21 protein-coding genes are annotated in these 22,591 nt (G+C 43.8%); 16 read left to right on the top strand and 5 right to left on the bottom strand.

Annotated features, from left to right (window positions below; genetic code table 11):
* Nucleotides 1-195: 195 nt before the first annotated feature.
* The 4 genes from EDC56_RS19935 (at nucleotide 196) to EDC56_RS05540 (ending at nucleotide 2,870) form a co-directional block, all read left to right on the top strand.
* Nucleotides 196-321, top strand: a complete 126-nt coding sequence (locus EDC56_RS19935) for a hypothetical protein (RefSeq protein WP_281273335.1) — start codon at nucleotides 196-198, stop codon at nucleotides 319-321.
* Nucleotides 322-335: 14 nt separating this feature from the next.
* Nucleotides 336-905, top strand: coding sequence for a hypothetical protein (locus EDC56_RS05560; protein ID WP_123711487.1), 570 nt, complete (start codon nucleotides 336-338; stop codon nucleotides 903-905).
* Nucleotides 906-1,606: 701 nt separating this feature from the next.
* The gene (locus tag EDC56_RS05550) at nucleotides 1,607-1,969 is read left to right on the top strand and encodes a GNAT family N-acetyltransferase (protein ID WP_211333568.1); all 363 of its coding nucleotides are present in this window, start codon (nucleotides 1,607-1,609) and stop codon (nucleotides 1,967-1,969) included.
* 430 nt (nucleotides 1,970-2,399) lie between these two features.
* A complete protein-coding gene (locus tag EDC56_RS05540) occupies nucleotides 2,400-2,870 on the top strand; it encodes a MaoC/PaaZ C-terminal domain-containing protein (protein WP_123711483.1) in 471 nt (156 codons plus the stop codon).
* 142 nt (nucleotides 2,871-3,012) lie between these two features.
* Here the strand turns inward: EDC56_RS05540 and EDC56_RS05535 are convergent, their stop codons facing one another.
* Entirely contained in the window at nucleotides 3,013-3,714 is a 702-nt protein-coding gene (locus EDC56_RS05535; RefSeq protein WP_123711482.1) for an ABC transporter substrate-binding protein, read from the bottom strand.
* Nucleotides 3,715-4,253: 539 nt separating this feature from the next.
* Between EDC56_RS05535 and EDC56_RS05530 the strand changes: the two genes are divergently transcribed.
* The 3 genes from EDC56_RS05530 to EDC56_RS05520 all read left to right on the top strand — a co-directional run bounded on the left by EDC56_RS05530 (nucleotide 4,254) and on the right by EDC56_RS05520 (nucleotide 7,050).
* Entirely contained in the window at nucleotides 4,254-4,841 is a 588-nt protein-coding gene (locus EDC56_RS05530; RefSeq protein WP_148059328.1) for a hypothetical protein, read from the top strand.
* Between the two features lie 480 nt (nucleotides 4,842-5,321).
* A complete protein-coding gene (locus EDC56_RS05525) occupies nucleotides 5,322-5,801 on the top strand; it encodes a hypothetical protein (RefSeq protein ID WP_123711480.1) in 480 nt (159 codons plus the stop codon).
* Nucleotides 5,802-6,348: 547 nt separating this feature from the next.
* Nucleotides 6,349-7,050: a hypothetical protein gene (locus tag EDC56_RS05520; RefSeq protein ID WP_123711479.1), complete on the top strand. Its 702-nt coding sequence runs from the start codon at nucleotides 6,349-6,351 to the stop codon at nucleotides 7,048-7,050.
* 240 nt (nucleotides 7,051-7,290) lie between these two features.
* Here EDC56_RS05520 and trxA read toward each other — a convergent pair whose 3' ends face one another.
* Together trxA and EDC56_RS05510 are read right to left on the bottom strand one after the other, a co-directional pair.
* Nucleotides 7,291-7,614, bottom strand: coding sequence for a thioredoxin (gene trxA / locus EDC56_RS05515; protein WP_123711478.1), 324 nt, complete (start codon nucleotides 7,612-7,614; stop codon nucleotides 7,291-7,293).
* A gap of 553 nt (nucleotides 7,615-8,167) precedes the next feature.
* Entirely contained in the window at nucleotides 8,168-8,725 is a 558-nt protein-coding gene (locus tag EDC56_RS05510; protein ID WP_123711477.1) for a hypothetical protein, read from the bottom strand.
* A gap of 538 nt (nucleotides 8,726-9,263) precedes the next feature.
* Here EDC56_RS05510 and EDC56_RS05505 point away from each other — a divergent pair.
* The 7 genes from EDC56_RS05505 (at nucleotide 9,264) to EDC56_RS20065 (ending at nucleotide 14,438) form a co-directional block, all read left to right on the top strand.
* Complete coding sequence (locus EDC56_RS05505; RefSeq protein ID WP_123711792.1) at nucleotides 9,264-10,019, top strand: arsenic resistance protein; 756 nt, start codon at nucleotides 9,264-9,266, stop codon at nucleotides 10,017-10,019.
* A 335-nt stretch (nucleotides 10,020-10,354) separates the two neighbouring features.
* On the top strand, nucleotides 10,355-10,849 hold the full coding sequence (locus EDC56_RS05500) for a DUF6037 family protein (RefSeq protein ID WP_211333567.1): 495 nt from the start codon (nucleotides 10,355-10,357) through the stop codon (nucleotides 10,847-10,849).
* An 87-nt stretch (nucleotides 10,850-10,936) separates the two neighbouring features.
* Nucleotides 10,937-11,344, top strand: coding sequence for a GFA family protein (locus tag EDC56_RS05495; RefSeq protein WP_211333566.1), 408 nt, complete (start codon nucleotides 10,937-10,939; stop codon nucleotides 11,342-11,344).
* A 215-nt stretch (nucleotides 11,345-11,559) separates the two neighbouring features.
* The gene (locus tag EDC56_RS19425; RefSeq protein WP_148059327.1) at nucleotides 11,560-11,982 is read left to right on the top strand and encodes a styrene oxide isomerase; all 423 of its coding nucleotides are present in this window, start codon (nucleotides 11,560-11,562) and stop codon (nucleotides 11,980-11,982) included.
* A 462-nt stretch (nucleotides 11,983-12,444) separates the two neighbouring features.
* Nucleotides 12,445-13,005: a VPLPA-CTERM sorting domain-containing protein gene (locus EDC56_RS05485; RefSeq protein WP_123711475.1), complete on the top strand. Its 561-nt coding sequence runs from the start codon at nucleotides 12,445-12,447 to the stop codon at nucleotides 13,003-13,005.
* A 739-nt stretch (nucleotides 13,006-13,744) separates the two neighbouring features.
* Nucleotides 13,745-14,140 (top strand): VOC family protein, encoded by a 396-nt coding sequence (locus EDC56_RS05480; RefSeq protein ID WP_123711474.1) that lies wholly within the window; start codon nucleotides 13,745-13,747, stop codon nucleotides 14,138-14,140.
* A 178-nt stretch (nucleotides 14,141-14,318) separates the two neighbouring features.
* Nucleotides 14,319-14,438 (top strand): hypothetical protein, encoded by a 120-nt coding sequence (locus EDC56_RS20065; RefSeq protein WP_425452457.1) that lies wholly within the window; start codon nucleotides 14,319-14,321, stop codon nucleotides 14,436-14,438.
* 322 nt (nucleotides 14,439-14,760) lie between these two features.
* On the opposite strand, the gene EDC56_RS05475 is transcribed toward EDC56_RS20065, so the two are convergent.
* Entirely contained in the window at nucleotides 14,761-15,738 is a 978-nt protein-coding gene (locus EDC56_RS05475) for a hypothetical protein (RefSeq protein ID WP_123711473.1), read from the bottom strand.
* Between the two features lie 338 nt (nucleotides 15,739-16,076).
* Here EDC56_RS05475 and EDC56_RS05470 point away from each other — a divergent pair, with 338 nt between their 5' ends.
* Both EDC56_RS05470 and EDC56_RS05465 read left to right on the top strand, forming a co-directional pair.
* Nucleotides 16,077-16,655 (top strand): hypothetical protein, encoded by a 579-nt coding sequence (locus tag EDC56_RS05470; RefSeq protein WP_123711472.1) that lies wholly within the window; start codon nucleotides 16,077-16,079, stop codon nucleotides 16,653-16,655.
* 171 nt (nucleotides 16,656-16,826) lie between these two features.
* Entirely contained in the window at nucleotides 16,827-17,453 is a 627-nt protein-coding gene (locus EDC56_RS05465; RefSeq protein WP_123711471.1) for a hypothetical protein, read from the top strand.
* A 108-nt stretch (nucleotides 17,454-17,561) separates the two neighbouring features.
* On the opposite strand, the gene EDC56_RS05460 is transcribed toward EDC56_RS05465, so the two are convergent.
* Nucleotides 17,562-21,671: a glycoside hydrolase family 9 protein gene (locus EDC56_RS05460; protein WP_162844089.1), complete on the bottom strand. Its 4,110-nt coding sequence runs from the start codon at nucleotides 21,669-21,671 to the stop codon at nucleotides 17,562-17,564.
* Nucleotides 21,672-22,591: the final 920 nt, after the last annotated feature.

Raw genomic sequence — 22,591 nt, 5'->3', positions numbered from 1 at the left:
TAAATAGTGGGTTGATAATACCTTATTTATTGAATAGACAAATAATAGGGTAAGCACACCTCGTCGCAGGGTGGTTTTTACGCTCGGCTGCAAATAAGTGTTCAAATGACAATAGGTTAATGTGGCGTTTGGAGCTGTGAACAATAAAGTCATATATGCTGGCGTCATATAAAAATGTTATGTTTTCGGAAAATTATGAAGCTCATTGAAGATTTTTTTGATATAGGTGCTAAAGGCTGCTTTATGGAGGCTGATATCTCTTCTGGTTTCGGACCTTTAGTGAGTGTCGTTGCAAAGTTAAAGTTTGATAACCCCAATTAATTAGGTAGCTAAATATGAAGATTGTTACAGCAAAAGAATCCTCACGGTATTCAGGCCATGAAGTAAGCAAAATAACTGACTCCGAAACAAGCTCTGCCGCTGTAGAGGTGCCATGGGGCTTCTATTTGGCCAGCCAAGGGAGACGCATATTAACTCGTGTAATGACTGGAAGTATCAACTCATGTTTCGCGTACTTCTTTTGGGATAAGGAAAGGAGCAACTTCTTTTTCGCTCATGTTTCCACCGATGGCGAGGCCGCCAGTGTTGCCAGCTTAGTAAAAAAACTGTCTGGTAATAATTACTCCGATCAATCGCTGTTTGTATGCGTCACAGGGGTCGCACCGCAGTCTACAACTGTTAAAAGAATTAACTACATCGTGGAAAATATTAATAAAGCCCACCGTTTTTTTAACGCAAAAGATGGGGGGGTCACCTTTGATCTATCGCTAGAAAGTATTACCGAAACTGGTGGGGCAGTAGCGCCTAATACTCGAATCTCAAGGAAAGAAAGAACGCTCGCAATGATAAAACCACCCAAATTACCCCTTGAAGGGATGCAAGTACATGATAGCTGGGTAGAGTAAATAAATAAGACATAAAAATAACTAAAAAAATAACTAAGACACCCATAGTTAAATAAGAAGGCAAATCTCACGTACACAGGTAATAAGGAGAGGATGCTCCGTCATTTGGCAGTAAAACCTAGGCTAGATTAAGTACTGCAGGGCAATGAAGTGAGTAATTTCAGGTAGATGAGCAGCGTTCAGGCGTAGCGAGTCACGGCAGGGTGGTTAGCCGGGCATAAGTTATATTGATCTTAGGTTTATTTAGCCAAACAGGGTGCGGCTAGTTGTTATGCCGTGCCGTCGTCTTCGCTTGTGGTGTTGCTGGTAGTCATCCAGGCTTTGTGTGCTACCTACGGGGCCGGTAAAAAGGTGTTCGAACGAGCTTGTTAGCTGTAGCCAGTTTTCTGCAGAGATATTAAGCCGTGTTAGGATGTATTCGGCGTTGTTGGTGATGCAGCCGCGTTTGTTTTTGCGTAGTACTCGCTCGGTTTGATCGACGAGCGCCACATAGTCATTTAGGTTGAAGCACATCCCCTTGGGGATGAGTTGACGCTCGTTTCCAATGAAGGGTAGTAACTCTTTGGTTGTTGTCCTTTATGTGCGGCGGCTATGCGCAGCCTAATGCTGGTGTTGGGTGATGCTTCGCAAAAAAATAACTAAGACACCCATTGTTATTCTGTCGTATATATTCAATTTTGTGTATTCAGAGGTCAATGACGATGGGTGTCTGGAAAGCTCTTATACTACCTGACGGTTGGGCTCCAATAACAACTTACTTTTGTATGAAGTCCGGTGCAATTCTTGGTTCAGTTAGAGTTCGCCATGGTTCAAATGAGTATATTGAAAACGTCATAGGTCATATTGGCTATGAAACTAGACCAGCAGCTCGTGGTAAAGGAGTCGCCTCATTTCTTCTCGCTTGGGTTCGTGACTATGTTGTACCTGACTCAGCTATTGTTACCTGTTCAATCGACAACTCAGCATCACAAAAGGTCATCGAAAACTGTGGCGGTGTGTATCTGGGCAACTACACAGATGAAAGTGAGGGTACAGTAATGCGCTACCGTTTGGCACGCACATAACAAACTGCTTAAAAGTGATTCGCAACGCGCGGCATTTGTACTATGCGTTGCGTTTAGCGGTTAAGGTGGTATGCGGGAGCTTCGGTATTGCGTCGCTCACGCTTTAACAGGGCGTTATAGCGCTAAAAGCTCTGCTCTCTAATCATACTCAGACCAGTCTCTCTTCCGGCGCCCACCACTCCCTGTAATCGTCGTAAATTCTTACAGCTATCAGCTAGTTGTAACTTTCCATGCAGCCATTAGTACGGTACTGTATTCATCAAATAATCAACAACACGGCTTAGCGGCAGTTAGCATGGACTTACTTCACAATCAGCAACAATGCACCAAGCCCAGCTATAACAAGGCCAAGCAGCTTCGCCAGCAAAGCTGGCTGGACTTCGCTACGCTCAGCCGCTGTTGGCGGCGTTAAACCTCAAAGGAATCACGAATGAGTAATTGTTATTTTGAAGATGCTGTAGTTGGTTATATCACAGAGGGGCACCTGCACGAAGTAACTGAAAGCGAGATTATTGAATTCGCGAAAACATGGGACCCAATGCCTTTTCATATAGATTTGTTCGCAGCAAAAGAATCACCTTACAAGGGCTTAACAGCATCAGGTGCACACGTGTACTCAATTTTTGTTAAGCTTGCACACAAACAAGAGAGGAAAATGGCGGTCATTGCGGCTCTTGGCGTAGAAAGTATGAAATTTAATAATCCAGTTAGGCCAGACGATGTATTGCACTTAGTTGGTGAGTGTATTGCTGCTCGTGAGTCAGCATCTAAGTCAGACCGAGGAATTTCAACTTTCGAGTTTAAAGTTGTCAATCAGTCAGGTTTAACTGTTTTGGAATTAAAGCAGCCTTTATTGTTGGCAAAAAGAAGTAGCGGCTTAGATGTGTTTTCAAAGGCTTAACCAGGCCAAAAAATAACTAAGAAACCCATAGTTATTCTGTCGTATATATTCAGCCCGGTGCATTCAGAGTTAATGAAGACGGTGGTCTTGATAAGCTTGATCACCTGCGGAGCCTCTATATAGCTCACGATCCACACTTTCCCTACGTAATGTTCACAGAGAAGCGAGTTTTGCCCATCAGATATTCATCGTCATTGTTCTGAGTTAATGTGTCTTCACTCTCGAAGCGAATAGGTCTAGCAGCTAGCTCCTCAAGATCTTTAGCGACAGCCAGGATGCCGTATTGACGTAATTGGTTGCTCCATTCTGACTGCCTGCTGGAAAGTAAGCCAGCTCCCTCAGTGATAATACCAAAAGCCTTCCATTCCCCCGTTTTTTTATCTTTACGCAGTTTAAACTCAAAATTGATATCGGGCTTTGATGTATCAATCATAGCTACTTTCATGCTCGTAATCGTCTCGCTCGCGTCTAGCGGCTCTTGGATAAATTCAATCTCCTGCTTAGTGTACTGAGTTAAAAATTGCGCATAAGCGCTCACGATATAGGTACGATAAGAGGCGATAAACTTAGCGACATCATCGCGTTTAGCGCCTTTTAAATTGGGGCCTAGTAGTTTTAATGCTGCATATTTTTCGTTGAAGTAGGGCATTAGCTCTTGTTCAACGATAACTTTTATATGGTCAGGACTTTTGTGAATGATATCCTGGTCTGATTTTAATCGTTCGAAGGTTTGTTTAGACACCTGTTTCATCATTATATATGGCTGTGTTTTATCTATCTCAGCTGCGCTCAACGTCCCCGTGGTAATAAATATCGCCAGGCCCAGTAGTAACTGCTTAAACATGGTTATCCCTCTTTGTTTTTATTTGATTTGTTGCTATCAGTGCTATGCAAGCTTTGATCGATTAAGTTTGATCTCTCAGCCTTTGCTTGACACCGGTTGATTCAATAAATAATCCTTTTCATATATGGCTGGCGATTCCCCGCTTGTGTGAGAGTGGCGCTTTATTTGATTGTAAAACATTTCTATAAAATTAAATATATACGTTTCCGTTTGATCAATTGTTGGCTTGGTGTGAAAAATAACTAAGACGCTCGTCGCTAGTTGTAATAAAAATCTTGCGGTGCTTAGCTAGGTGTGAGACTTAGTATTCTTTAATTAATTATGTGGGGTGTTGGTTGAAGCTAATTACAATGCGGGAAATATAATTGCACAGTTTCAGAATATATAGAAATACAACATAGGCACACAAAATAACTAAGACGGCAGTCGTTACTTGTCGCTTATATTCAATCAAGTAGGGTGGGGTTTAAGGTATAGTCCTCATCGTAAAATTGAATATTTTACAAAAAATGAAAGTTATATATCTCAAAGGAATGAGTATGTTTAAAAAGCTAGCTATATCATGTGTTGTAATGTCAGTGTCATTTAATGTTCTGGCAAAAAGTGATTCGCCCAATAATGATGAGGCAATATTTAAGTGTGTGTCTGGTGATACATATGGTGGTACCACAACGGTAAAAATTAAAAAAATTGGTGATAACACTGCAAGTATTACTGCCAGGGCATCTAATAACTGGCTTATGTTTGAGAGTGCTTGGATGGCCCGTGAAGATAGGTTTAATTATGATCGAGGTGAAATTAAATATGATTCTCACGCAGGTCCAAAAGCCAGCATTTCTTACCGGAGGGTTCATGAGCAACATGAAATGTGTGGTGGGGTTGACGATGGCGGCGAAGGAGTTATTTCCTCCGAGGATAAAGTGGAACTAGATTGTGATGATTATAATGATGATAATTATACAGTAGATGTAGGCGTGGATGGCAATTATTCAATAACAGTGCTTGACCCATCAAAGAAATACGATATTAAAACTATGTATACATTAATCAAAGGTTTTCACCTGTCTGGTTTCAGTTTTAGCAATAGTCAACATACATTCTCAGTTTCTAACTGCTCAAAGCAATAAAGATAGAGTGGCATTTATCGTTATTTTGTCTCATATATTCAATCCAATAGTGTAGATAGTTTCCAAGCTGTCACTGCCTGAGATTCTCCGTAAAGAGGTTGTGGGGTCTGTCTGCTAGGTTTTTAGTGTGTGAGATGATAAGCCGGCTACAGCCGGCTTTGTTGTGTAAAGGGTGCTGGTTTCATAACACTTTATGAAGGAGAAAGTGGGTAAGGTCTGTCCTTTTGATAAAATTATTACAGGAGAAATAATTAATCCACCCATTATAATTTTAAAATAAGTAAGAAGCTCATCGTTATTTGGCTGTTGTTACTATGTTAAAGAGACAAGTGGGGGGAATTCCTAACAAAATAAGTTGCAGCGACTAAATACTTTTCGCTTCGATTTTGTGCGGCAAAACATTCGCACAAAATAAAAGCTCAGGTGTTTGTTGAGTGCTTTAGGCATTAAGGTCTATCAATATCGCTAAGGAAATATAGTTTGTCAGTAACTAAAGAAGACGTAACCAACTCTCTGGGCTCATTTATCGCAGTTGCTATTCTTTTTGGTGGTGGCTGGTATTACCTAGATCAACAGCGCCTCGAATCAATAAAGCAGCAAGAAGAGATGATAAAGTTAATAGCTGAAGCTAGCGTTAAAGAAGAAGAATATAAAAGCAGGCTGAAGGCATTAGAAGCAAAAGAAAAAGAGATCGAAAATAAATACAAGGAGCAGGCGCATGATAATGAGCTTTCAGCTCTTACCTTAAAGTTTATTGATGAGGTTTCTGAAATAAATATCCATAAAAAATGTGGTGATGATTCTGAGCATAATAAGAAAGCCAGGAAAGCTAAAGCTTTACTCTCTCTAATTGAGTCAAAGGCATTAGAATATGGCCGCACAGAATTAGTTGAAACTTTTATAAAAGATCAATGGCTTGGAGTTGGTAGTTGGGCTGCCAAATGCAGTCTTAACAAGTAGCGACAACGGACTTGCAAAACTGTGAAATAACTAAGTCGCCCATAGTTAACTGAAAAGGTTACATTTTACTTACGCGGCCAATAAAGTACAGGTGCTCTGTATTTTGGCAGTAAATCCGGTTTAGGCTAGATGAGGAATAACCAAGCCCCCATTCTAATTTGACGGCTGTTTCGTCCTACCTAAGGTACAGCATACCTCTATGATCGGCCGTCTAAGCGATGGCAACGCCTCGCAAGAATATTGTCAGCTAGGATGACACCCCTTTTGTATTGCTGCATCTCTTGATGCGTCCGTAAGGCGTTTTCTGTGCTTTTCTCCACGTACAGGGTGAGGTTATGGCGGCGCCTATCGCTACTATATATTGAAATAAAATATCGCTAAGGTAAAATAAAGCACGGTTAAGGTCCGAAAACTATGATATACCTCTGCTGTTTGCTGTGGGGTGAATTATTTTCATGTTGTATCAAAAATAGTTTGTGTTTTAGGGCTTGGCTAATAAAGAAGCTGGTATTGCTTTAATTTATAAAAATAATATTAAGGAAGAATTATGCCATTAGGGATATTTAGTAGCCTTGAAACTGATAGAAACATATTGACTGCTGATATCGGTCCGCTCGGGGCGCGGCCGACTCATGTTCAAATAGCAAGGTGTTGTCAGCTGTCTTTACAGTATATGCCTAGAAAGTCTGGTGATGAGGTTCCTTCAGATATTTTCACTGCTATTGATTACGCTTTTACTAAGAAGCAGAGTTATAATCGTAGGCATAAATCAGATGATGGTGTTGTTAGGAAGCAGCTGTGGGCAGGCCTTACAGGTTTTGCAGGAGGGATTGCTGGAGCGGGATTAGGTGGGATAACTGGCGGCCCTGTCGGTGCTGTTGTTGGTGCTGCTGCCGGTGGTGGTGCGGGCGGTGCGCTTGGTGCAGTCCCTTCAAGGACATATGTTCATGGAGCAAGAGATACGTACAAAACAATGGTTGGAACAAAGGGTGTTAAACCTGAGGCTTGCGCTAGAGAATTGTTTAATTTTTTTATGCCTTATAGTACCGTAAACAACCGTTTCCGGTCACAATTGGAGCTTGCCGCAACCCATGTGATATCAATAATAGTAGAGGACGGCTATGAATGCTTTGAGCTTGTAAACATATATGATCAGGAGATGATTACCCGAGGGTATGCGGCTCATTGGGGCTCAAGTCGGATAGATGATGCAATCCAGATTATTGCTAAGAATTTAGTGTCTTATTAGCTCAAAAAATAACTAAGCCATCCCTTCTAATTTACCCTGTAAAGCTTATGCTTATCGGTAGGGTGGTGGCGGCTAGCTGAGGGTACGATCGCAATTGCTCTTAAGTCCCTTGTGCTGGCCGGTGTCGCTGTAATCGGGGGTTAGCTGTAGAAAATAATTAAGACAACCATCGTTGCTCTGTCGTATACGTTCAAATTCGATGTATTTAGAGGAGAGTGAGGTGGGTGTCTTGATAAGCTCTTAATCTATTAACAATGCATTTATTGCATCTGTTAATTTATTTTTAGAGCAGGCACCTTGTATTGTTTCAAGAGGTTCCCCGTGTTTCATTAAAATAATCGTTGGAACAGACTTAATGCCAAATTTAGAAAGTAAATCCTGTTGTGTGTCAGCGTTTATTTTACAAATGCTAGCTTGACCATCAAAGTCCTCAGCTAACTCTTCGATTGTTGGTGCCATCATTCGACAAGGGCCACACCAAGGTGCCCAAAAGTCGATCAATGACACACCATTGTTTGTTGTGGCGTCAAAGTTATCATTAGTTAGCTCTATATATTTAGCCATATTATATTAAATCTCCTGTTTTATAAGTTTCATTACATTAGATAGCAGGGCTTGCTCTCTGTCAATGAGCTGTAAGTTTTAAGAAATAAAAATTACAAAAAAAGAAATCATTAAGCTGTAATCTTAAATCTCATTTACATAGGCAGTTAATTACAGGCTCTAGTTCTTTTGACAATAAGTTCGGGTTAGATTAGATGCAGCAGAGTAATGATTTATATGGCTAAGGTATCCATCGTTATTTTGTTGTATGTATTAAATGTTTATCCGTTCAGAGGTCAATGAAAGTAGGGGGGATGTCTTGTGGCCCGGCAACCATCTATCTTGACGATTAGATTCAATAATACGATTAGCCATCGCAGTCCCTATGAGGCTCTGTGTAGGTTTAAGTTGTATTGAGTGTTATTGTGCTCAATACTAATTAATAATTCAGCCACGCATTTTAGATATTTATTATTTCTTGCGGAAAAATTGGTTTGGCGGTTGTGGTGAGCTGCTACAGTCACTCCTATCGAAATGACTGTAGGTCAGCTTAAAGCCTATGTTCAATTCAGTGTTACATGAAATAACACTTCTGATATGATCGACTTTTCGTAGAGTCCTTTGCGTCATAGAAGAAAATACCATCTAGGCTTTGCTCTATGCCTGTGATAGTTATCTGTAATGGTGTGTTAAATGTTGCTGATCGGTAAGTATTAACACCCTGATGCTTAAGGTTCTCTATCACCTCGCTTCTTGAGGCGGCATTAATTAAAGATCGAGCTATATCCTGGGTCCTAATCCTATTTAAGGAGCCAGACTCATCTTTGAAGGTGCCAGAATTATTATCTATCATCAAGTAATCATTTACATAGTTCAGCATCAGCGCATTCAAAGTATTGCCATGGCTGTCTCTCGATATAAAATCAAATGAGTCAATGTCCGTTGTAAGCTCTGAGTACTCAATGGTTTTGCCGGGTAAGTTTGCCCTATACGTGTCGCCAATTCTCTCTAGGCTAAATTTAATACCTGTACATTCAACACTGATAGTGTCTCCAGGAGCAAGAAGGTTTCCTGCGCTTGCAGTAGAAATGGCCATAGCGCAACCGGTAAGAAGTATCATTTTTTTTATCATAACAAAAGTCCTTTTGTTTAAAATTCGATAAGGTTTTCAACCCAGGCTCGGTCAAGCATGAGCTGCGTGCAATATTGCCATTCATCTTACGATTTTACAAGTTTTTAGTAATTAGATTTATGATGTTTAGATGTTCAAGTGGAAAATTATTATTTTAAATAACTAAGCTATTTTTTCTGATTTAATCCGTAAATATTAAGTTGTAGGGGTGGCAGGCCGCTCACTTTGTAATACTTAATGGCTAGGATTTTTATCGTTATTTTGTCATATAGATTTAATTTTGATGCATTCGGTGGTCAATAAATCTTGCTGTCTTGGTAATTGTTTTGGCGAGGAAGATATGAGTCAGTGGCGAGAATAAGATGGAGATAGTGTAGTGGTAACGGCAATGGGTTTTCAGGTCTGGATTAGGGCTCTTGCTGCGTTTGGATCTCCGTCTTTTTGATAGTAAGTCCGGGCTAGATTAGATGCAGCAGAGCAAGGAGTGTATAGACTGCATGTCGGTGGGCGGCATTTAGACGCAGCGAGCCATGGCGTGATGGTTGGCCGAACATTAGTGTTGTTGATCGCCGGTATGATTTTGCTGGGTGTCGCTCCCTGCACCGCGATGGTCTTTGTCTGGAGTCAGCTGACCCGTGGCGATGCCAACTACACCGTCGCCCAGGTGGCGGTCAACGATCTGATCATGATCGTGGCTTTTGCGCCAATCGCCGCGCTATTGCTCGGCGTCACCGACATCGCGGTCCCGTGGGATACCCTGTTGCTCTCCGTGGCGCTGTTTGTCATCATCCCCCTCGGCGCCGGCGCCTTCAGTCGCCAGCGACTATTGACCAAGAACCCAGATGGCATTCGCTCAAGCACCAAGATCGACCGCCTCAGCCGCCGCCTCAAGCCACTCTCTATCCTGGGGCTAATAGGCACCGTGGTGTTACTTTTCGACTTTCAGGCCGAGACCATCCTGGCCAACCCGGTGGACATTGCCCTGATCGCGGTGCCGCTGTTATTGCAGACCTATCTGATCTTCTTCATCACCTACCGCTGGCTACAGCGCCGCGGCCAGCCCCATACCATTGCCGCCCCCGGCGGTATGATTGGCGCCTCCAACTTCTTCGAGCTGGCGGTAGCGGTGGCGATCAGCTTGTTCGGCATCCACTCCGGTGCCGCTCTGGCCACCGTTGTCGGCGTACTCGTCGAAGTACCGGTAATGCTATCGCTGGTAGCCTTCGCCAACCGCGATCGCCAGCGCTACGAGGCCGCTGTTGCTACTCGTCAGCATTCGTTAGAAACCTATTAACGGTTATCCGGGACCAACGAGTGTGGCCCCAAAAGCGAAAAAGCGGCTTCTCAAGTAATGAAGGTAAGGAACGCTTACTGCCCTTTCGGCTCCGTAATTTTCCGTTGTTAAAGGCGTTATAGCCTATGAAGAGCATGCAAATAATCGACGATGCTGATAATTATGTATATGACATTTTCGGCGCAACAGAAAATGAGTTTATCTGATATATCCAAAAGGGGCTGATATCGCATTCATCAATGAAGTTTGCGATAGAGAGGCCGAAGATGTGCTGAATTTGGCATTTACGGAAATTTGGAGAAGACGCATAGCCAAAAAGGATGCGATGGGCGTTCATGGCGTATTATTCTATCGATGTATTCTTCTTTATAGATGATAAGCCATTTGTTCTGCTGTTTGGTGTCAAAGCTGCTAACTTCAGTTTTGAGGTCGAAGTGGGAAAAGGTTTTGCTATAGATCCACAGCTAGATCCTGCTACTTATAAGAATTTATGTGCAGCTCTTGGGTTAAAGTATGATCCCGAGAACCCTTTCAAGCCATTTGATTTCTTCAAAGAATTTAATAAGTCCATCCCTGGCCAGGCAGCTTCATCTCAAAAAGCCGACCCGCATGATGTTGTAATCTATCGACCAGATGTAGATGAGGCTGATAAAGTGTATTTCTTAAAATGGAGAGACAACACAAAGCGCGGCGAAAACGTTCAAAGTGTTAACCTCGACAAAACAAGTAAGCTTCTTGGGGAAAAAGCTTATGCTCGGTGCAGACAAAAGAACATTAGTAGTTGTTGGACAGATCAGAAAAAGCTGGCAAAAATAGTAACTCCGCCGTGAGTCATGCTCATAACAAATCTATCAGCTACGCGCCTACGGGGCCGAGCGCAGCAAATCTGCGCCGGTTATTGAGGTGTTATGTACCGAATGAAGATCGAGAGCGTGATGATTAATGGAAGTTGCCAATGTGGTTCAGTGAAATATGAAATATCTGGCACGGTTGGAGGCATAGTTCATTGCCGTTGTAAGACGTGTAGAAAGGCCCACGGAAGTGCATTCTCGAGCGTTGCTTCTGTTCAAGATTGTGATTTCATTTTGTTTGGTAAAGATAATTTGACATCGTATGAGTCATCTACAGGAAAATATCGATATTTTTGTTTGAATTGTGGCTCTCAAATTTATGCAAAAAGAGCCGATACCTCTCATATTGTTCTGAGGCTTGGTTCTCTCGATAGTGATATCGAGTCGGCAGAGAAAGAGCATATATGGACATCACAAAAAGCTAATTGGTATTGTATTAACTCGCAATTACCAGAGCGTGAAGAGTCTGAATGATTGCATCACCGTGGCATGTAGCAGATGCAATCGTCACTATCACTGCGGTGTTTGTTGGCAGCTATACTTTCATAAAGTCACCCATAATCATGAGGTTAGGCTATAACTTTCAGCGTAATTAATCATTCTTTTTGACGTCCCGCATTGTTGCCGATAGCCTTCCGCAACAGCATCAGTTCTGCGATAAAAAACTAACCATTGATAGAGGCGTGGCCGTGAATGATCACTTAAGAAAAAGATTAATACTGCATTCTGGCATGGTCATTATGTTAGGGATGCTGTCAGGTATCCCGCTCGCAATGAGTCTGTTAGGCAGCATGGCTACGCAGGTATCTGATTGGAAAATAAGCCATATGGAAGGTCTGACCAACGGTCTATTAATGCTGGCCATTGCCTCTTGTGCCTCGCTGCTAAGCTTGAGCAGCCGACAAGCCAGCCTACTCTTTTACAGTATTGTATTTACCGGCTACAGCAACGCCCTCTATGGTTGGGCAAGAGGGTTAAGCGGTAATGCGGGTATGGACCTCGCCCCTCCGTTTTCCAATCAATTGGTTGCATTGTTAGGCGGCCTGCCGATTTTCACTGCATTCCTTGCGATAGGGTTGCTGATGTATGGGGCGGCGAAGAAGTCTGCTTAAAAAATGACGTAGAGCCATCCGCCTGACTGACCTGTCGTGCAATGGCGCGTTTGTGATTACTTATCACGACATAAGCGCGGATATCAATGGCAAAGGCACTGGCAAGCTCAAAGGCGCGAGACTCAACCCAGGCCCGGCGGTGCTCATTGCTCACACTGCTGTGCGGGTCGATGCTACAGAGAAAGTCACGCCGCACGCAGTGAGAGGCGCAGTGATACTAGGGGCTCGTTAGGTGAAGTGATTGCAAGTAGTCAGGTCTAAGTTTGTCCGCTTTTCTAGTTATTCTGATTGGTATATTAAGGTGCTGTCGATTTACTTTACATCGACGAATACTAGAGGCTAGGAAAGGGGGGGCTGTTTAGCAAAACTGTAGAGTTGGCATGTGTTTTGCTTTGCCCTAACAGGCTAATAATGCTTCTGCTTTCTATATTTAATTGTAGTGCTAAATAACGGACTATTAAAATGACCATGAATAAAATCTTGCTAATCTTGCTTACATCTCTAACCGCTGTCAACGCAGGCGCGACGGTATATCTTGATAATCCTGGGCCTCCAGAGGAAGGGGATCTAGTGCTTAAGTCGACTGACCAGCATACATTTTCTTATATCTTTGAAGAAGATTACAGTGGAATAGTTAATATTGGGGTCAGCAATGAAGGTGATACCGGCGTGATCTCAATTCTAGATGTTTTTTCGATTTTCGATCCCTCTCTGCATTTGAATTCGGATGCGGAAATGGATACATCTAATTATGTTAACAGTAATTTTGAGAATGGAACCACTGGGGAAATATTCGGCTTTGAATTTAATGCTCTAGCCGGAGAGGCTTTAGAGTTTGACTGGGTTTTTAGTAGTTTTGACTACGCTGTTTTTAACGACTTCGCTTTCGTTGAAATTAGCGGCCTAGATTATCAGGTGCTTGCGGAAGTATCTGGCTCTGAAGTCCCCGTTCCCGGTGCAGCTTGGTTGTTTGGTTCTGCGTTGTTAGGGTTGGTTTCGCTGAAGCGCCGAAAAAATAGCTAAGGCATCTAACCAAAAGACACCTGAGTCATATAAAGAGGATTAAACCTCAATTACACGGTCAATGCATCGCACACTGACTAGTTTTCGATCTGAAAGTATACCCAGATTGGATGGAATAGAGTGGAGTGTGAAGGGGGGGTGATACGCTGTGTTCTCGTCTTTGCTTGTGGCCTTGCTGATACCGTGGCGCCTTATTTTTGCGCATCACCCGTCCCGTTTGGTTGATGAGTGCAATATAGTCTTTTGGGTTTAAGTGCTGCAATCCCTTTGGCATCTGTTTTCGTTCGCTCCTAATAAGGTAGCGACTCATGTAGCTGTAGGCCTTTATGTGCGGCGGCTGTGTGCAGCCTGATGCCAGTTCACGCTGCCCCTGCAGGGGTTTAGTGGGCTTTAGGTCTATGTGGGTGGTATCGTGAGATAGCGCACACCTCAGTCTAGAAGGGGCGTCTTTCGTGCGCGTAATGATGCCGGTACCGCGGCTGATAATCGTCGGTGATTCATCTATATATCATCTGCTTGTAACTTCACTTTGCGCCACTAGTGCGGTAATCTTTTTCCCCGATATTAACAGCACGCTTTGCAGTGTGAGCGTGCTCTTGCACTCGAATTTGGGGCGCTTTACCAGGCGCGGTTGTAGCAATACTAAGCGGTGCGCCAGTAATGCTGGCTGAGCTTTGCTACGCTCAGTCGCTGTTCGTGGCGTTAACTTTTTGATAGACCGTAAACTTTAGGGATCAAAGTGAAAGAAATTACCAGAATAAATCATATCGGTATAAGAGTCTCTGACCTTGAAACATCAAGGGAATTCTATGAGAAAATTGGCTTTGAATTTATCGTTGGGCCTGTCGGTCCAGAGCCTGTGGCTGTAATGGAGCATCCATCAGGCATCAATATCAATTTCATTCTCAACGCTAACCAAGCAGACTTAGAAAATGTACTGATGGATACCCCAGTAAAACACACTGGCTACACTCATATGGCGCTAGAAATAACCGACATTGATTCTGTTAAATCACAACTTGAAAGTAAAAATATTCCCATTACAGGCGGGCCCATTACGCTGCCAGACGGCGCGACATTCATCTTTGTGAGAGACCCTGATAGTAATGTCATTGAATTTCATAAAGCGGCATAAGCTACGCCGGCTATATCGGTCGTTTGATCAATCTGTGGCTGTTTCTCTAAGAGTTAAAAAGCAGTATTCATCTTAATTCATCGCAATATATACCGTTATATGGCTTTTAGATTTGTAAGTTGAGTTGTCTGTTAGGTCAGAATTAAAGGCGTAAAATGATTATTTTTTTGATTGTAAAATAGCCAAAAAGCTTGATGGTTTTGGCTGGTCATTTTACGCTTTTTTTGCCAGCAAAAACGACAGCCCTGACAATGATTACAAGGGCAGGAAAATTGATTGGTATCTTCTGGGTTGCTAAGTAGATGGCTATAATAGTTAAAAGTTATGGTTCACTATAAATTTAGATTAAAGGCTTTCTAAACTCGCTGTTAATGTTGTAATAGTTGATGTAGTAATAATGAAGGAATAAGCGGGACGCTTTTGTATAAAATTTAAGGAAGTAATAAGGGCTTCAATAGCTAGGCGAAGGTTAAAGTCTGCTTGTACGGTAAAAGCATTATGCTCTAGGTTTCTTTGTCGAAATATACTCTGTGGGATGGCGTGGAATGGTTTAATAACGAAAAACTAGTCGATATCAAACCACTGAATATTTCTTCTGGGTACCTTTAAAGACTGCTGTGTTAGCTCGTTAATCTCTTGTTTTTAAGCCATATTATGGTCGGAAATGTTAAGAAAACAAGCCAGATCATGGTGTTTCTTGGTACGAGCTTAAAGTGGTAGTTGCAGTAATAAACCCCTGCGGTAAAGATCACGGCGATAATAGAGTCAGAGATTTTTATTTGTTGTGGTGAGTATCTCTCCGTAAATTTTTTGTTTGATTCTTTTATATTATCGAAATTATCTCTGCTGAAAAAACCTTTTCCTGGCAAGTATGGTAATAACAGCATGATGTTTTGAGCCGTGTAAATCAGTGTGGTGCCTAGTATAAAGTATTGTAAAAAGTTCAAAGCCTCTTCGAATATTTGGTAGTTTTCGTGACTACTGAAGTGATACGTTTGATAGGCGTTGTCGGCGGCAAAGATTATCATGATTATTGCGCTCCAAATACTTAAGAACAATCTCGATAATTTTGTTAGCTCTAGATAAGTGAAAGCATGTAAAAATGAAAAAATGCAGAAAACTATTCCGACAAATACAGCAAAGAATTGATATGACCATATTAGCTGTGAAGTTCCTATGTCTGAAATCCAATAGATAACGGCAAGGGACTGCAGTAGGGTGATTCCTTCGGTAAGCTCTTGCTTAATGCTATCTTCATTATCGTAGAGGGATAGAAAGACAAAGATTATAGAGAAAACATAGGGCCACTCTCTGATCTTGTCCTCAAAGTTGTAACTGTGCTCGGTTACTCCAGAAAGGAATGAAAGCAAGCTGACTGCTAGGCTGATGCTGATTTGTCTCGCTAGTTGTTTCCAGTTGCTCGATATGCGCCAGTTTTCATAAGCAATGCCTAAAATTAACGGGATTACAGTAATCGGCAGTAGAACGTGGCCTTGATAGGCTCTATAGCCAATGTAACTAATAAATAGTGCGGCGATAATGATGAGGGGTTTAGCTAGCCCGTTACTTTCTGTCTTCGTCTTTTCTTCTTCTGTCATTTATACCTAACGCAGTGCGGTTGAGTTTTTGAAGGGGTGAAGCCTGGAAATCTTGCGTATTAGGCTAAATTGTAGCCAAATCATTGTCAATTAGACTGCCTCTTCATTTGAAGATAGTTTAGAGAGCCTTGACGAGCATCAGGGTTCTTTCACCGCGATGCTAGGCGTATATATTAGATGTCTGTAACTGAATTGGAATGGTTTGAAGATAAGTGACTGAGGCTAATTGTTGAATGACGATTGGTATAAATTAACAAAAAATTAGGGATATGAATTAAAAAACTATGTAGAGTGCTATTGAGCGTATTAAGGATAATCTTTACAGGAGTAATAGCTAAATGATTGATTGGGTGGTGACAGAAAGTAGTAATAGAATGGATATAAAGCTGGGTTTTGCAAGAGTTTTAGAGGAAATGAGGGCGTATGTTCGAACTACTTTAGCGGGAACCGTGACGATAAATATTTATCATGAGACGTACGGGCAGGAGCCAAAAACATCGCTAACAATGAGTGCTAATAACTTCGAAATATCACATATAAATGGACAGGTTATTCATTATAACTATGTTGGGTTACCTACTTTTTATGCGACAGATTTGCCCGGTTCCTTTCCAACAGGTGGGGCCCCTGCCAACCCCGTGCAAAAGGCTAAGTTATTGTATCTGTTGCCGGAGGCGGCAAGAAGTTCTGTGTTGGAAGAAAAGTTCACGGAAGAGCTTATGAGGTACGATGGTGCTGGAAGCGTTACTCTTTCTGATTATACTTGCCTAGTTAATAACTATAGTCATACCTGTCATTCTGTCGGTCTAAATCTGGCAAGTCTTGCAAGGCCGCTTACTGCTATAGATTATAGGACCTATGCGGCAACACTTGCTGAAGGTACTCCAGACAAGCTCGCTATCGCTGCGCGTTGTTGATAGGTGTGTTTGGGTATCGTTGGCGTTTAGAGAGTGGGCGGTATTAAATGTAGGTGTGAGGCACGACTTTTACCCATATTTTAATTTATTGATTAGTGCATTTTAATATAAATTAACAGATAGCGTATTTTCTCTTCAATAATTGTCTGTTATTAAATTAAGGATGATGATATGCCGTTTCAACCTGTTTTAGAGGAAGTTGACGAATTTCCAGGGAACTTCCCGGTAGCAAGACGAGTGTTATATAATCGCTGCGGTAATGAGGAGTACGAAGGTTCGATTCGCTTTCGAGATGTAAGAGGTGGGTTGCGTGTTGTTCCGATTTTTAATGACGAATGCTTTGTTGATAATTGTGGCGAGACATATTCTTTGCTAAAGACGTTGAGGAAAGGATTGCGCGCTTCTTCATCGGCGTATTTGTCGTTTTATGCGAGGGGGAATCGTTCAATTCATCAGAATGAATTTGGTTATTTGCCATTTAGGGATGATGGCGGTGTAGCTATCAGTAATACGGCTTCCCCTGCAATTGGTGGTGTTGCCAGCGCATTTGGTGGGCTGCCTAACAAGCAGTCGAACAAGGGCGTGGTGAGAAATAGGGGGCAATTTCTAGAGTATACGTGCGGTGATGGGTTAAATATTGAGTGCAGGTTAATTGTTGATTATCGCTTCGGTTTTATTTATATGACTTTTGGCCATTATCATAAAGACTCTTTCGCTTTGTTGGTTAGGTCGACTGCAGAGTTGAGGTTTGAGTTGATGGCGGCATTGCCGGCCATTAACGCCAGTTATGATGCCTAATTAAGCTTGTAAAATTGTTACGATTAAGCGACCTAGATAGGTTTCTGCAAGAAAAAGCAGCGACATCATGTCGCTGCTTTGGTTGCGTGATACTGAACGTTTCAGCTGCTACTGATGGCAGCTGTTATCTCCGATGCTCACCCAGGCATCTGTGGTCCCCGGTTTCTCGCCTTTGCTCCACCACTTGGCTTGCCATCGTTGGCCTTCGTCGTTGGCAGTATCGCCCTGGGAATAGGCGGTACTTTCGTCCCAGGCTAAGGTGACTTGGCTAATGAGTAACCATTGATCGGCAGCCCTCGTCGGCTCGTCTCCCTGTGTCCAGTATTTTGCCTGCCATACTAGGTCTTTGTGGCTTACGACAGTATTTTCTGTATAGATGCTGTCTGGGCTCCATGCGGGGTGTTGATCGGCATTGGGGTCTGTCGGTGCACAGGGACTGATAGCGGTAACGGTTATGGTATGTGTGACCGTGTTGCTGAATTCGCTATCCGCGACGGTCAGGGTGATATTGTCACTGCGGCTACCTTCACTGACGTTGGGGGCGGTGACCGTGATGGTTGCAGTATCGAATGCGTTTGCAGACCAATTTTCTGGTAGTTGCCACTGGTAACTGAGGGCGTGGCCATCGGGATCGCTGGAGCTCTCTGCAGACAGCGTCAGTGAGGCCCCGCTATTCACCCTGTTTGAGCCGGTGATAACGGCTGTGGGTGGTCTGTTAGGCTGTTGCTGAGCGCGAAAGCTTGCTTCGACGCGGGTGTTAACCGTGATATTTTTAACGAGGTACTGATTGTCTGCGACTATCACCGGCTGCCCATTGAGCAACAGGGTGTCTAGCACGAAGCCGTCACTGGCAGTTAAGGTATAGAGCTGTTCGTCACCACTGCTGACTTTGACTTCCCCCTGCGGGTTGATAGCACCGTTAGGGCCTGCGACCGAGGTGATTGTAAAGCGGTCATCGATGTCATCGTTGTCGTTAAAAGTTGCCGTGATGGTGTGGTCTTCTCTAACATTGACGATGGTATAGCCGTCGACAGGGACGGGCTCTATGATGACGCCATCGATTTTCACCTCTGCGAGCTTTTTCCCTGGTTCGGGTAGGAACTCAAATCGCTGGCTGCTATTGTCATCGACAGCCACTAAGCCTTGAGGGGAGATAGTGCCATAATAGTGTTTTGTCTCACCATTGCAGGGGACGCCGGTCTTACCCCAAGGGCCCCACTCAGAAGCGCCGGGCTTAACATTTTCATTCCACCACGCAGCTGTCCACGTTGCGCCCTCGAATGTTACCTTGGTACCTTTGGTATAGACTGTGCTGGCCTGCCACAGCGCATCGGTGCATTGATCTTGCTTTATGTGTGCCTTGACTGTCGTACTGACGATATGCGGTATGTCTTCGAGTGCGCGAGGGTGGCTCATCCAGTCAATGACCTGCTTGTGTGAGACGATTCGTACGTCTTGATGAGTGAGCGCATACTCGACAAATCGCTTAAGTGCGACCGCCATTGGTGAGTCAGGGGAACTGTAGTTTTTGCTGTGTGCGCCGATCACCATCGGCGCGCGGTTACCTTTTAAGCGTAAATCCAGGGTGTGTTTTAGAATGGCGTAAATATCGTCTGCATTGTCGAGCTTTGCCGATACCAGCAGGTTGTAATCGAAAGCGGTAATCTTGCCCCCCTCCATGTCAAAGTAACTCATGGCGGTTTTTATTTTCGCGCGCAAGTCGTAGGGAAGGCCATCCGCGAGGTCGTCGGGGACAATCCAGGGTGAGACGGGTAGCTCCCATAGGCCCGGATAGGCGCCGATGATAAACGGCGTGCCTGCTGCTTGATCCCACGTTGTTTTTAAAATAGCGCCGGGTGAGCCTGCATCCAAGGTGTAGGGCCAGTGAAAGTTGCTGCCATCTAACCCTCGAGCGTAGCCGTCTTCAATACTGCTATCGTAGAGAAAATGTTGATCATGCAGAGTGCTGAATAGGGCGTCATTATACTCCAGTCGCGGTGCGCGAAAGCCATAGATCTCATCGCCAGCAATACCCACGCTGACGATACTGTTATGTGCCTGCTGAATTTCATCTAACCATTGTGACGCCTGCATCTCGGAGCCATGATGGTTGGGGTTGTGTGTCTGTGTGTGATTGCCTGTCTCGTTGCCTGCAGCATGGGCATTTTTCCATTCTGCCCCTGCTTTGCTCGCATTGACGCCGGTGTTAAGAAAGGTCAAGCGAGCCGTATCGCCATCGAAGGTCAGGAGGTTGTTGCGGCCGCTTCTTCCTGCCGGATTGCTGTAGCTATTCACCATTTCGTACAGCCACTTAACACCGGCGCTGCTTTCGTTATCATCTGAGCCAATGGTGACAAACATCGGTACCTTGTCGACCGGTAAGTTGCTGGGAGGGGACTTCATGGCGGGACGTCGCTCATCCTCTAGGGACTCTTTTATCCCTTGCTCCTCAAGTTTTGTCATGGCTGCCAGTGCGTAAATGCCGGTGGCCTGGCCGAAGATCGTAGGCTCGGTGCCGGTGTAGTTCTTCCAGGAGTCAAAAAAGACAATGCCTTGGTCGATGCCGTCAATAATATAGCTGGTGTTGAATTTGTTCTCCCAGGCATCTGGGTCTATCTCAATATCTTTGTCAGCGAGTATGTATCTGTATTGCGAAGGGCCGTTGGCGATGACGCCGATGGGCTGTTTATCTGCTTGTAGGTGATAAATTTGACTGTGGAACCCTGAGGGAACCTTGCTTAAGCTGGTGGCATTGACAAAGCTGATGCCCCACGGGTTGCGGCCCAACAGGTAGTCAATATTATCGTAGGCTAGGCTGGTGTAGTAGGCGTCACCAAAATCCACCAGATCCTCAGCAGCGGTGCCGGCGATATAGAGCATATTACTTAAGCTACCCCAGTTGGGTATTTGTGCTGTCCCCCAGATATTGCCTTCTGTGTTGGCATAAGTTAAGTGGCTGTCGAGTTCAATCTTCCCCATATGTTTGGCTGTGTTATCTTCTCTGGCCAATACCTTATAGGCCATGAGGATGGAGTCACTGAGGCTAAAGTAGTAGTCAAGGCCAGAGCTTGTCTTTTTACCGCCGACAATGAATTGACCGTGTTCCTTTGCGTATGCAAGAGCGTCACTTTGATAACTTGGATCGTCGGTGAGCGCAAACAACTGCGCTGCGGCGAGGGCTCTTTCGTTATTCACATCTTCGTCGCGGTAGAAATCATTTTTGCTATCGCGCTCAAAGGCGTTTTGCTTTAGCACATCGGCGGCTAACGAACGATTGTAGATGGCGACGGCTTGGCGGCGATATTGTTCGGCGAGGACGGGGTCAAATTCGACAAAGATTTTAGCACCGCCAGCGAGGGCGGCAGCCGTTGCCGCCATGTGGCTGGGAGATAGGGCTGATAGTGCCTCGCGTTTACCGTCACGCGTATCATGTTCGGGTAGGCGCCATTGTTCTATGCCAACGTGATCTAATCCGGTGGATAGCTGAATGATAAACTCGCCATCCTCCGGCATCGTTTTCATCAGATAGTCTAAGCCAAACTTGATCTCGTCAAGAATATCCACATACTCAGATGTGCTGTATTGCTGAGTAAAAAGACTAGGATTGGCTTGATAGGCCTCTATCAGCACGTTGGTGGTTTGCGCGATGGTCAAGGTGAACTTGATGTAGTCGCCCGCGTCATACCAGCCACCCAGCATATCGGCCGTTTTTCCCGATGGGTCGGCGGCCCATTGACCGCTTTCTATGGCGCCAGAAGGGCGATAGTAGAGCGCCTTGGCGTCACCCATGTGCGACCTAGCGTGATCCAGTGTATCGCCAGTACCGCTTCGGCTGACTCGCAGAGCGCGTAGCATCTGGTTGGCAATGTCGCCATAGGGCTGATGCTTGATCGATACTTTTACTTCCTCTGTGCCAGGGGCGTGAACAAGGTAGTCACCTAATGTTTGGAGAGAGCTAAAGTCGACCTCATAATGGTAGGGGAATGTTGTAAAGCGTGATTTACCAATAATGCTTTTGCCAAAGGTACCGTTTAAGCTTGTCTCTCCCCCTTTTTTAATCGTCCATTGCTTTCCCTGTAAGTCGTTATCAGACATCACAATAGCGACTTTTTCCCTGTCGGGAAAATAACCGGCTAAGTTATAGCGGATGTGAGTTTCAGCGTGTGCAGCTTGTGTTATTACTGCGATGCTTGCCAAGCTAAATAGAAGTTTTTTCATCATTTTCCCTAATAATAAGCATTGTGGAGGTAAATTGAATTGCCAACAAAATCAGCTGCTAGGCCCGCGAGCACGATGGGGCGGCTTTTGTTAAAGCAGTGTTTGTTAAGGCGGTTTTTATTAAAACTATGTTTGTCGTTTGTCGTTTGTCGTTTGTTGATCAGTCCTAGCTATAAGGAATGTTGCTATATGGCTGTCCGTAGTCATGTGTTTTTTCTTCCCGCTAGAAATATAACACGCTAAAGAAGATATTTATTGTTCTGTGAGGGTATTTTATTTTTATCTTGATTTTGTGATCGGGTACTGGTATTTGGTTTTTTCTAACCTTGCCTCAGTAATGATTTGCTCTATATATCGCCTTTCGGTTCACTTTCGTCTATTGGTAAAAGTTGTGTTTTCTTGTGGGATAAGTCGCACGATTATTTCTGGTTAATCGTCTTTCTTTTAGTTTTTAGTTTTATGTTGTTGAATTGGTGTAAGTAGTGATTGATGAAGGTAGGCTCGAAGAAAGCTTGCTTAAATGAGTCGTCGGCGTTATGCCAGAAATTTTTTTCTGCCCTTGTTGATTTCCTCGTACGATTACTAAAGAAAAATACCAGTGGTGTGCTGGTGTGCTGGTGCGGTAATTCCTTGTGTAGGCACAGGTGCTAGCTATAGGTAATAGCGTTTTTCTTTTGGTGTCGATAATCATGCTTTCAAATATGTGGTGATAAGATATAAAGTATAAGATGTTTTGTTTTTTGGTAAATGTCGCATTCACTAACAATGTTAGTCGCAGGTGGGTGTGGGAAGTTGTCGATCTATTTCGGAAACTTATTAAGCTGTGTATTAGTTGTGTCTGGGTTTTTAAGTGCTTTCTCTAGCAATGAGTGTCACTTTTGAGTGATATGTGGTGCGAAAAATATCTCGTCGTCACAGTA

Origin of the sequence: Sinobacterium caligoides, assembly GCF_003752585.1 — a bacterium.
In the GTDB taxonomy this organism is placed as follows: domain Bacteria; phylum Pseudomonadota; class Gammaproteobacteria; order Pseudomonadales; family Sinobacteriaceae; genus Sinobacterium; species Sinobacterium caligoides.
This window is presented reverse-complemented; position numbering and strand designations above follow the sequence as displayed.

What these genes read in the sequence shown, in the direction of transcription:
- EDC56_RS05535 (WP_123711482.1), bottom strand. Translation starts at nt 3,714, where the DNA reads ATGTTTAAGCAGTTACTACTGGGCCTGGCGATATTTATTACCACGGGG.
- trxA (WP_123711478.1), bottom strand. Translation starts at nt 7,614, where the DNA reads ATGGCTAAATATATAGAGCTAACTAATGATAACTTTGACGCCACAACA.
- EDC56_RS05465 (WP_123711471.1), top strand. Translation starts at nt 16,827, where the DNA reads ATGCCGTTTCAACCTGTTTTAGAGGAAGTTGACGAATTTCCAGGGAAC.
- EDC56_RS05470 (WP_123711472.1), top strand. Translation starts at nt 16,077, where the DNA reads ATGATTGATTGGGTGGTGACAGAAAGTAGTAATAGAATGGATATAAAG.
- EDC56_RS05475 (WP_123711473.1), bottom strand. Translation starts at nt 15,738, where the DNA reads ATGACAGAAGAAGAAAAGACGAAGACAGAAAGTAACGGGCTAGCTAAA.
- EDC56_RS05500 (WP_211333567.1), top strand. Translation starts at nt 10,355, where the DNA reads ATGGCGTATTATTCTATCGATGTATTCTTCTTTATAGATGATAAGCCA.
- EDC56_RS05505 (WP_123711792.1), top strand. Translation starts at nt 9,264, where the DNA reads ATGGTTGGCCGAACATTAGTGTTGTTGATCGCCGGTATGATTTTGCTG.
- EDC56_RS05495 (WP_211333566.1), top strand. Translation starts at nt 10,937, where the DNA reads ATGAAGATCGAGAGCGTGATGATTAATGGAAGTTGCCAATGTGGTTCA.
- EDC56_RS05510 (WP_123711477.1), bottom strand. Translation starts at nt 8,725, where the DNA reads ATGATAAAAAAAATGATACTTCTTACCGGTTGCGCTATGGCCATTTCT.
- EDC56_RS19935 (WP_281273335.1), top strand. Translation starts at nt 196, where the DNA reads ATGAAGCTCATTGAAGATTTTTTTGATATAGGTGCTAAAGGCTGCTTT.
- EDC56_RS05485 (WP_123711475.1), top strand. Translation starts at nt 12,445, where the DNA reads ATGACCATGAATAAAATCTTGCTAATCTTGCTTACATCTCTAACCGCT.
- EDC56_RS05560 (WP_123711487.1), top strand. Translation starts at nt 336, where the DNA reads ATGAAGATTGTTACAGCAAAAGAATCCTCACGGTATTCAGGCCATGAA.
- EDC56_RS05530 (WP_148059328.1), top strand. Translation starts at nt 4,254, where the DNA reads ATGTTTAAAAAGCTAGCTATATCATGTGTTGTAATGTCAGTGTCATTT.
- EDC56_RS05460 (WP_162844089.1), bottom strand. Translation starts at nt 21,671, where the DNA reads ATGAAAAAACTTCTATTTAGCTTGGCAAGCATCGCAGTAATAACACAA.
- EDC56_RS05520 (WP_123711479.1), top strand. Translation starts at nt 6,349, where the DNA reads ATGCCATTAGGGATATTTAGTAGCCTTGAAACTGATAGAAACATATTG.
- EDC56_RS05540 (WP_123711483.1), top strand. Translation starts at nt 2,400, where the DNA reads ATGAGTAATTGTTATTTTGAAGATGCTGTAGTTGGTTATATCACAGAG.
- EDC56_RS05550 (WP_211333568.1), top strand. Translation starts at nt 1,607, where the DNA reads ATGGGTGTCTGGAAAGCTCTTATACTACCTGACGGTTGGGCTCCAATA.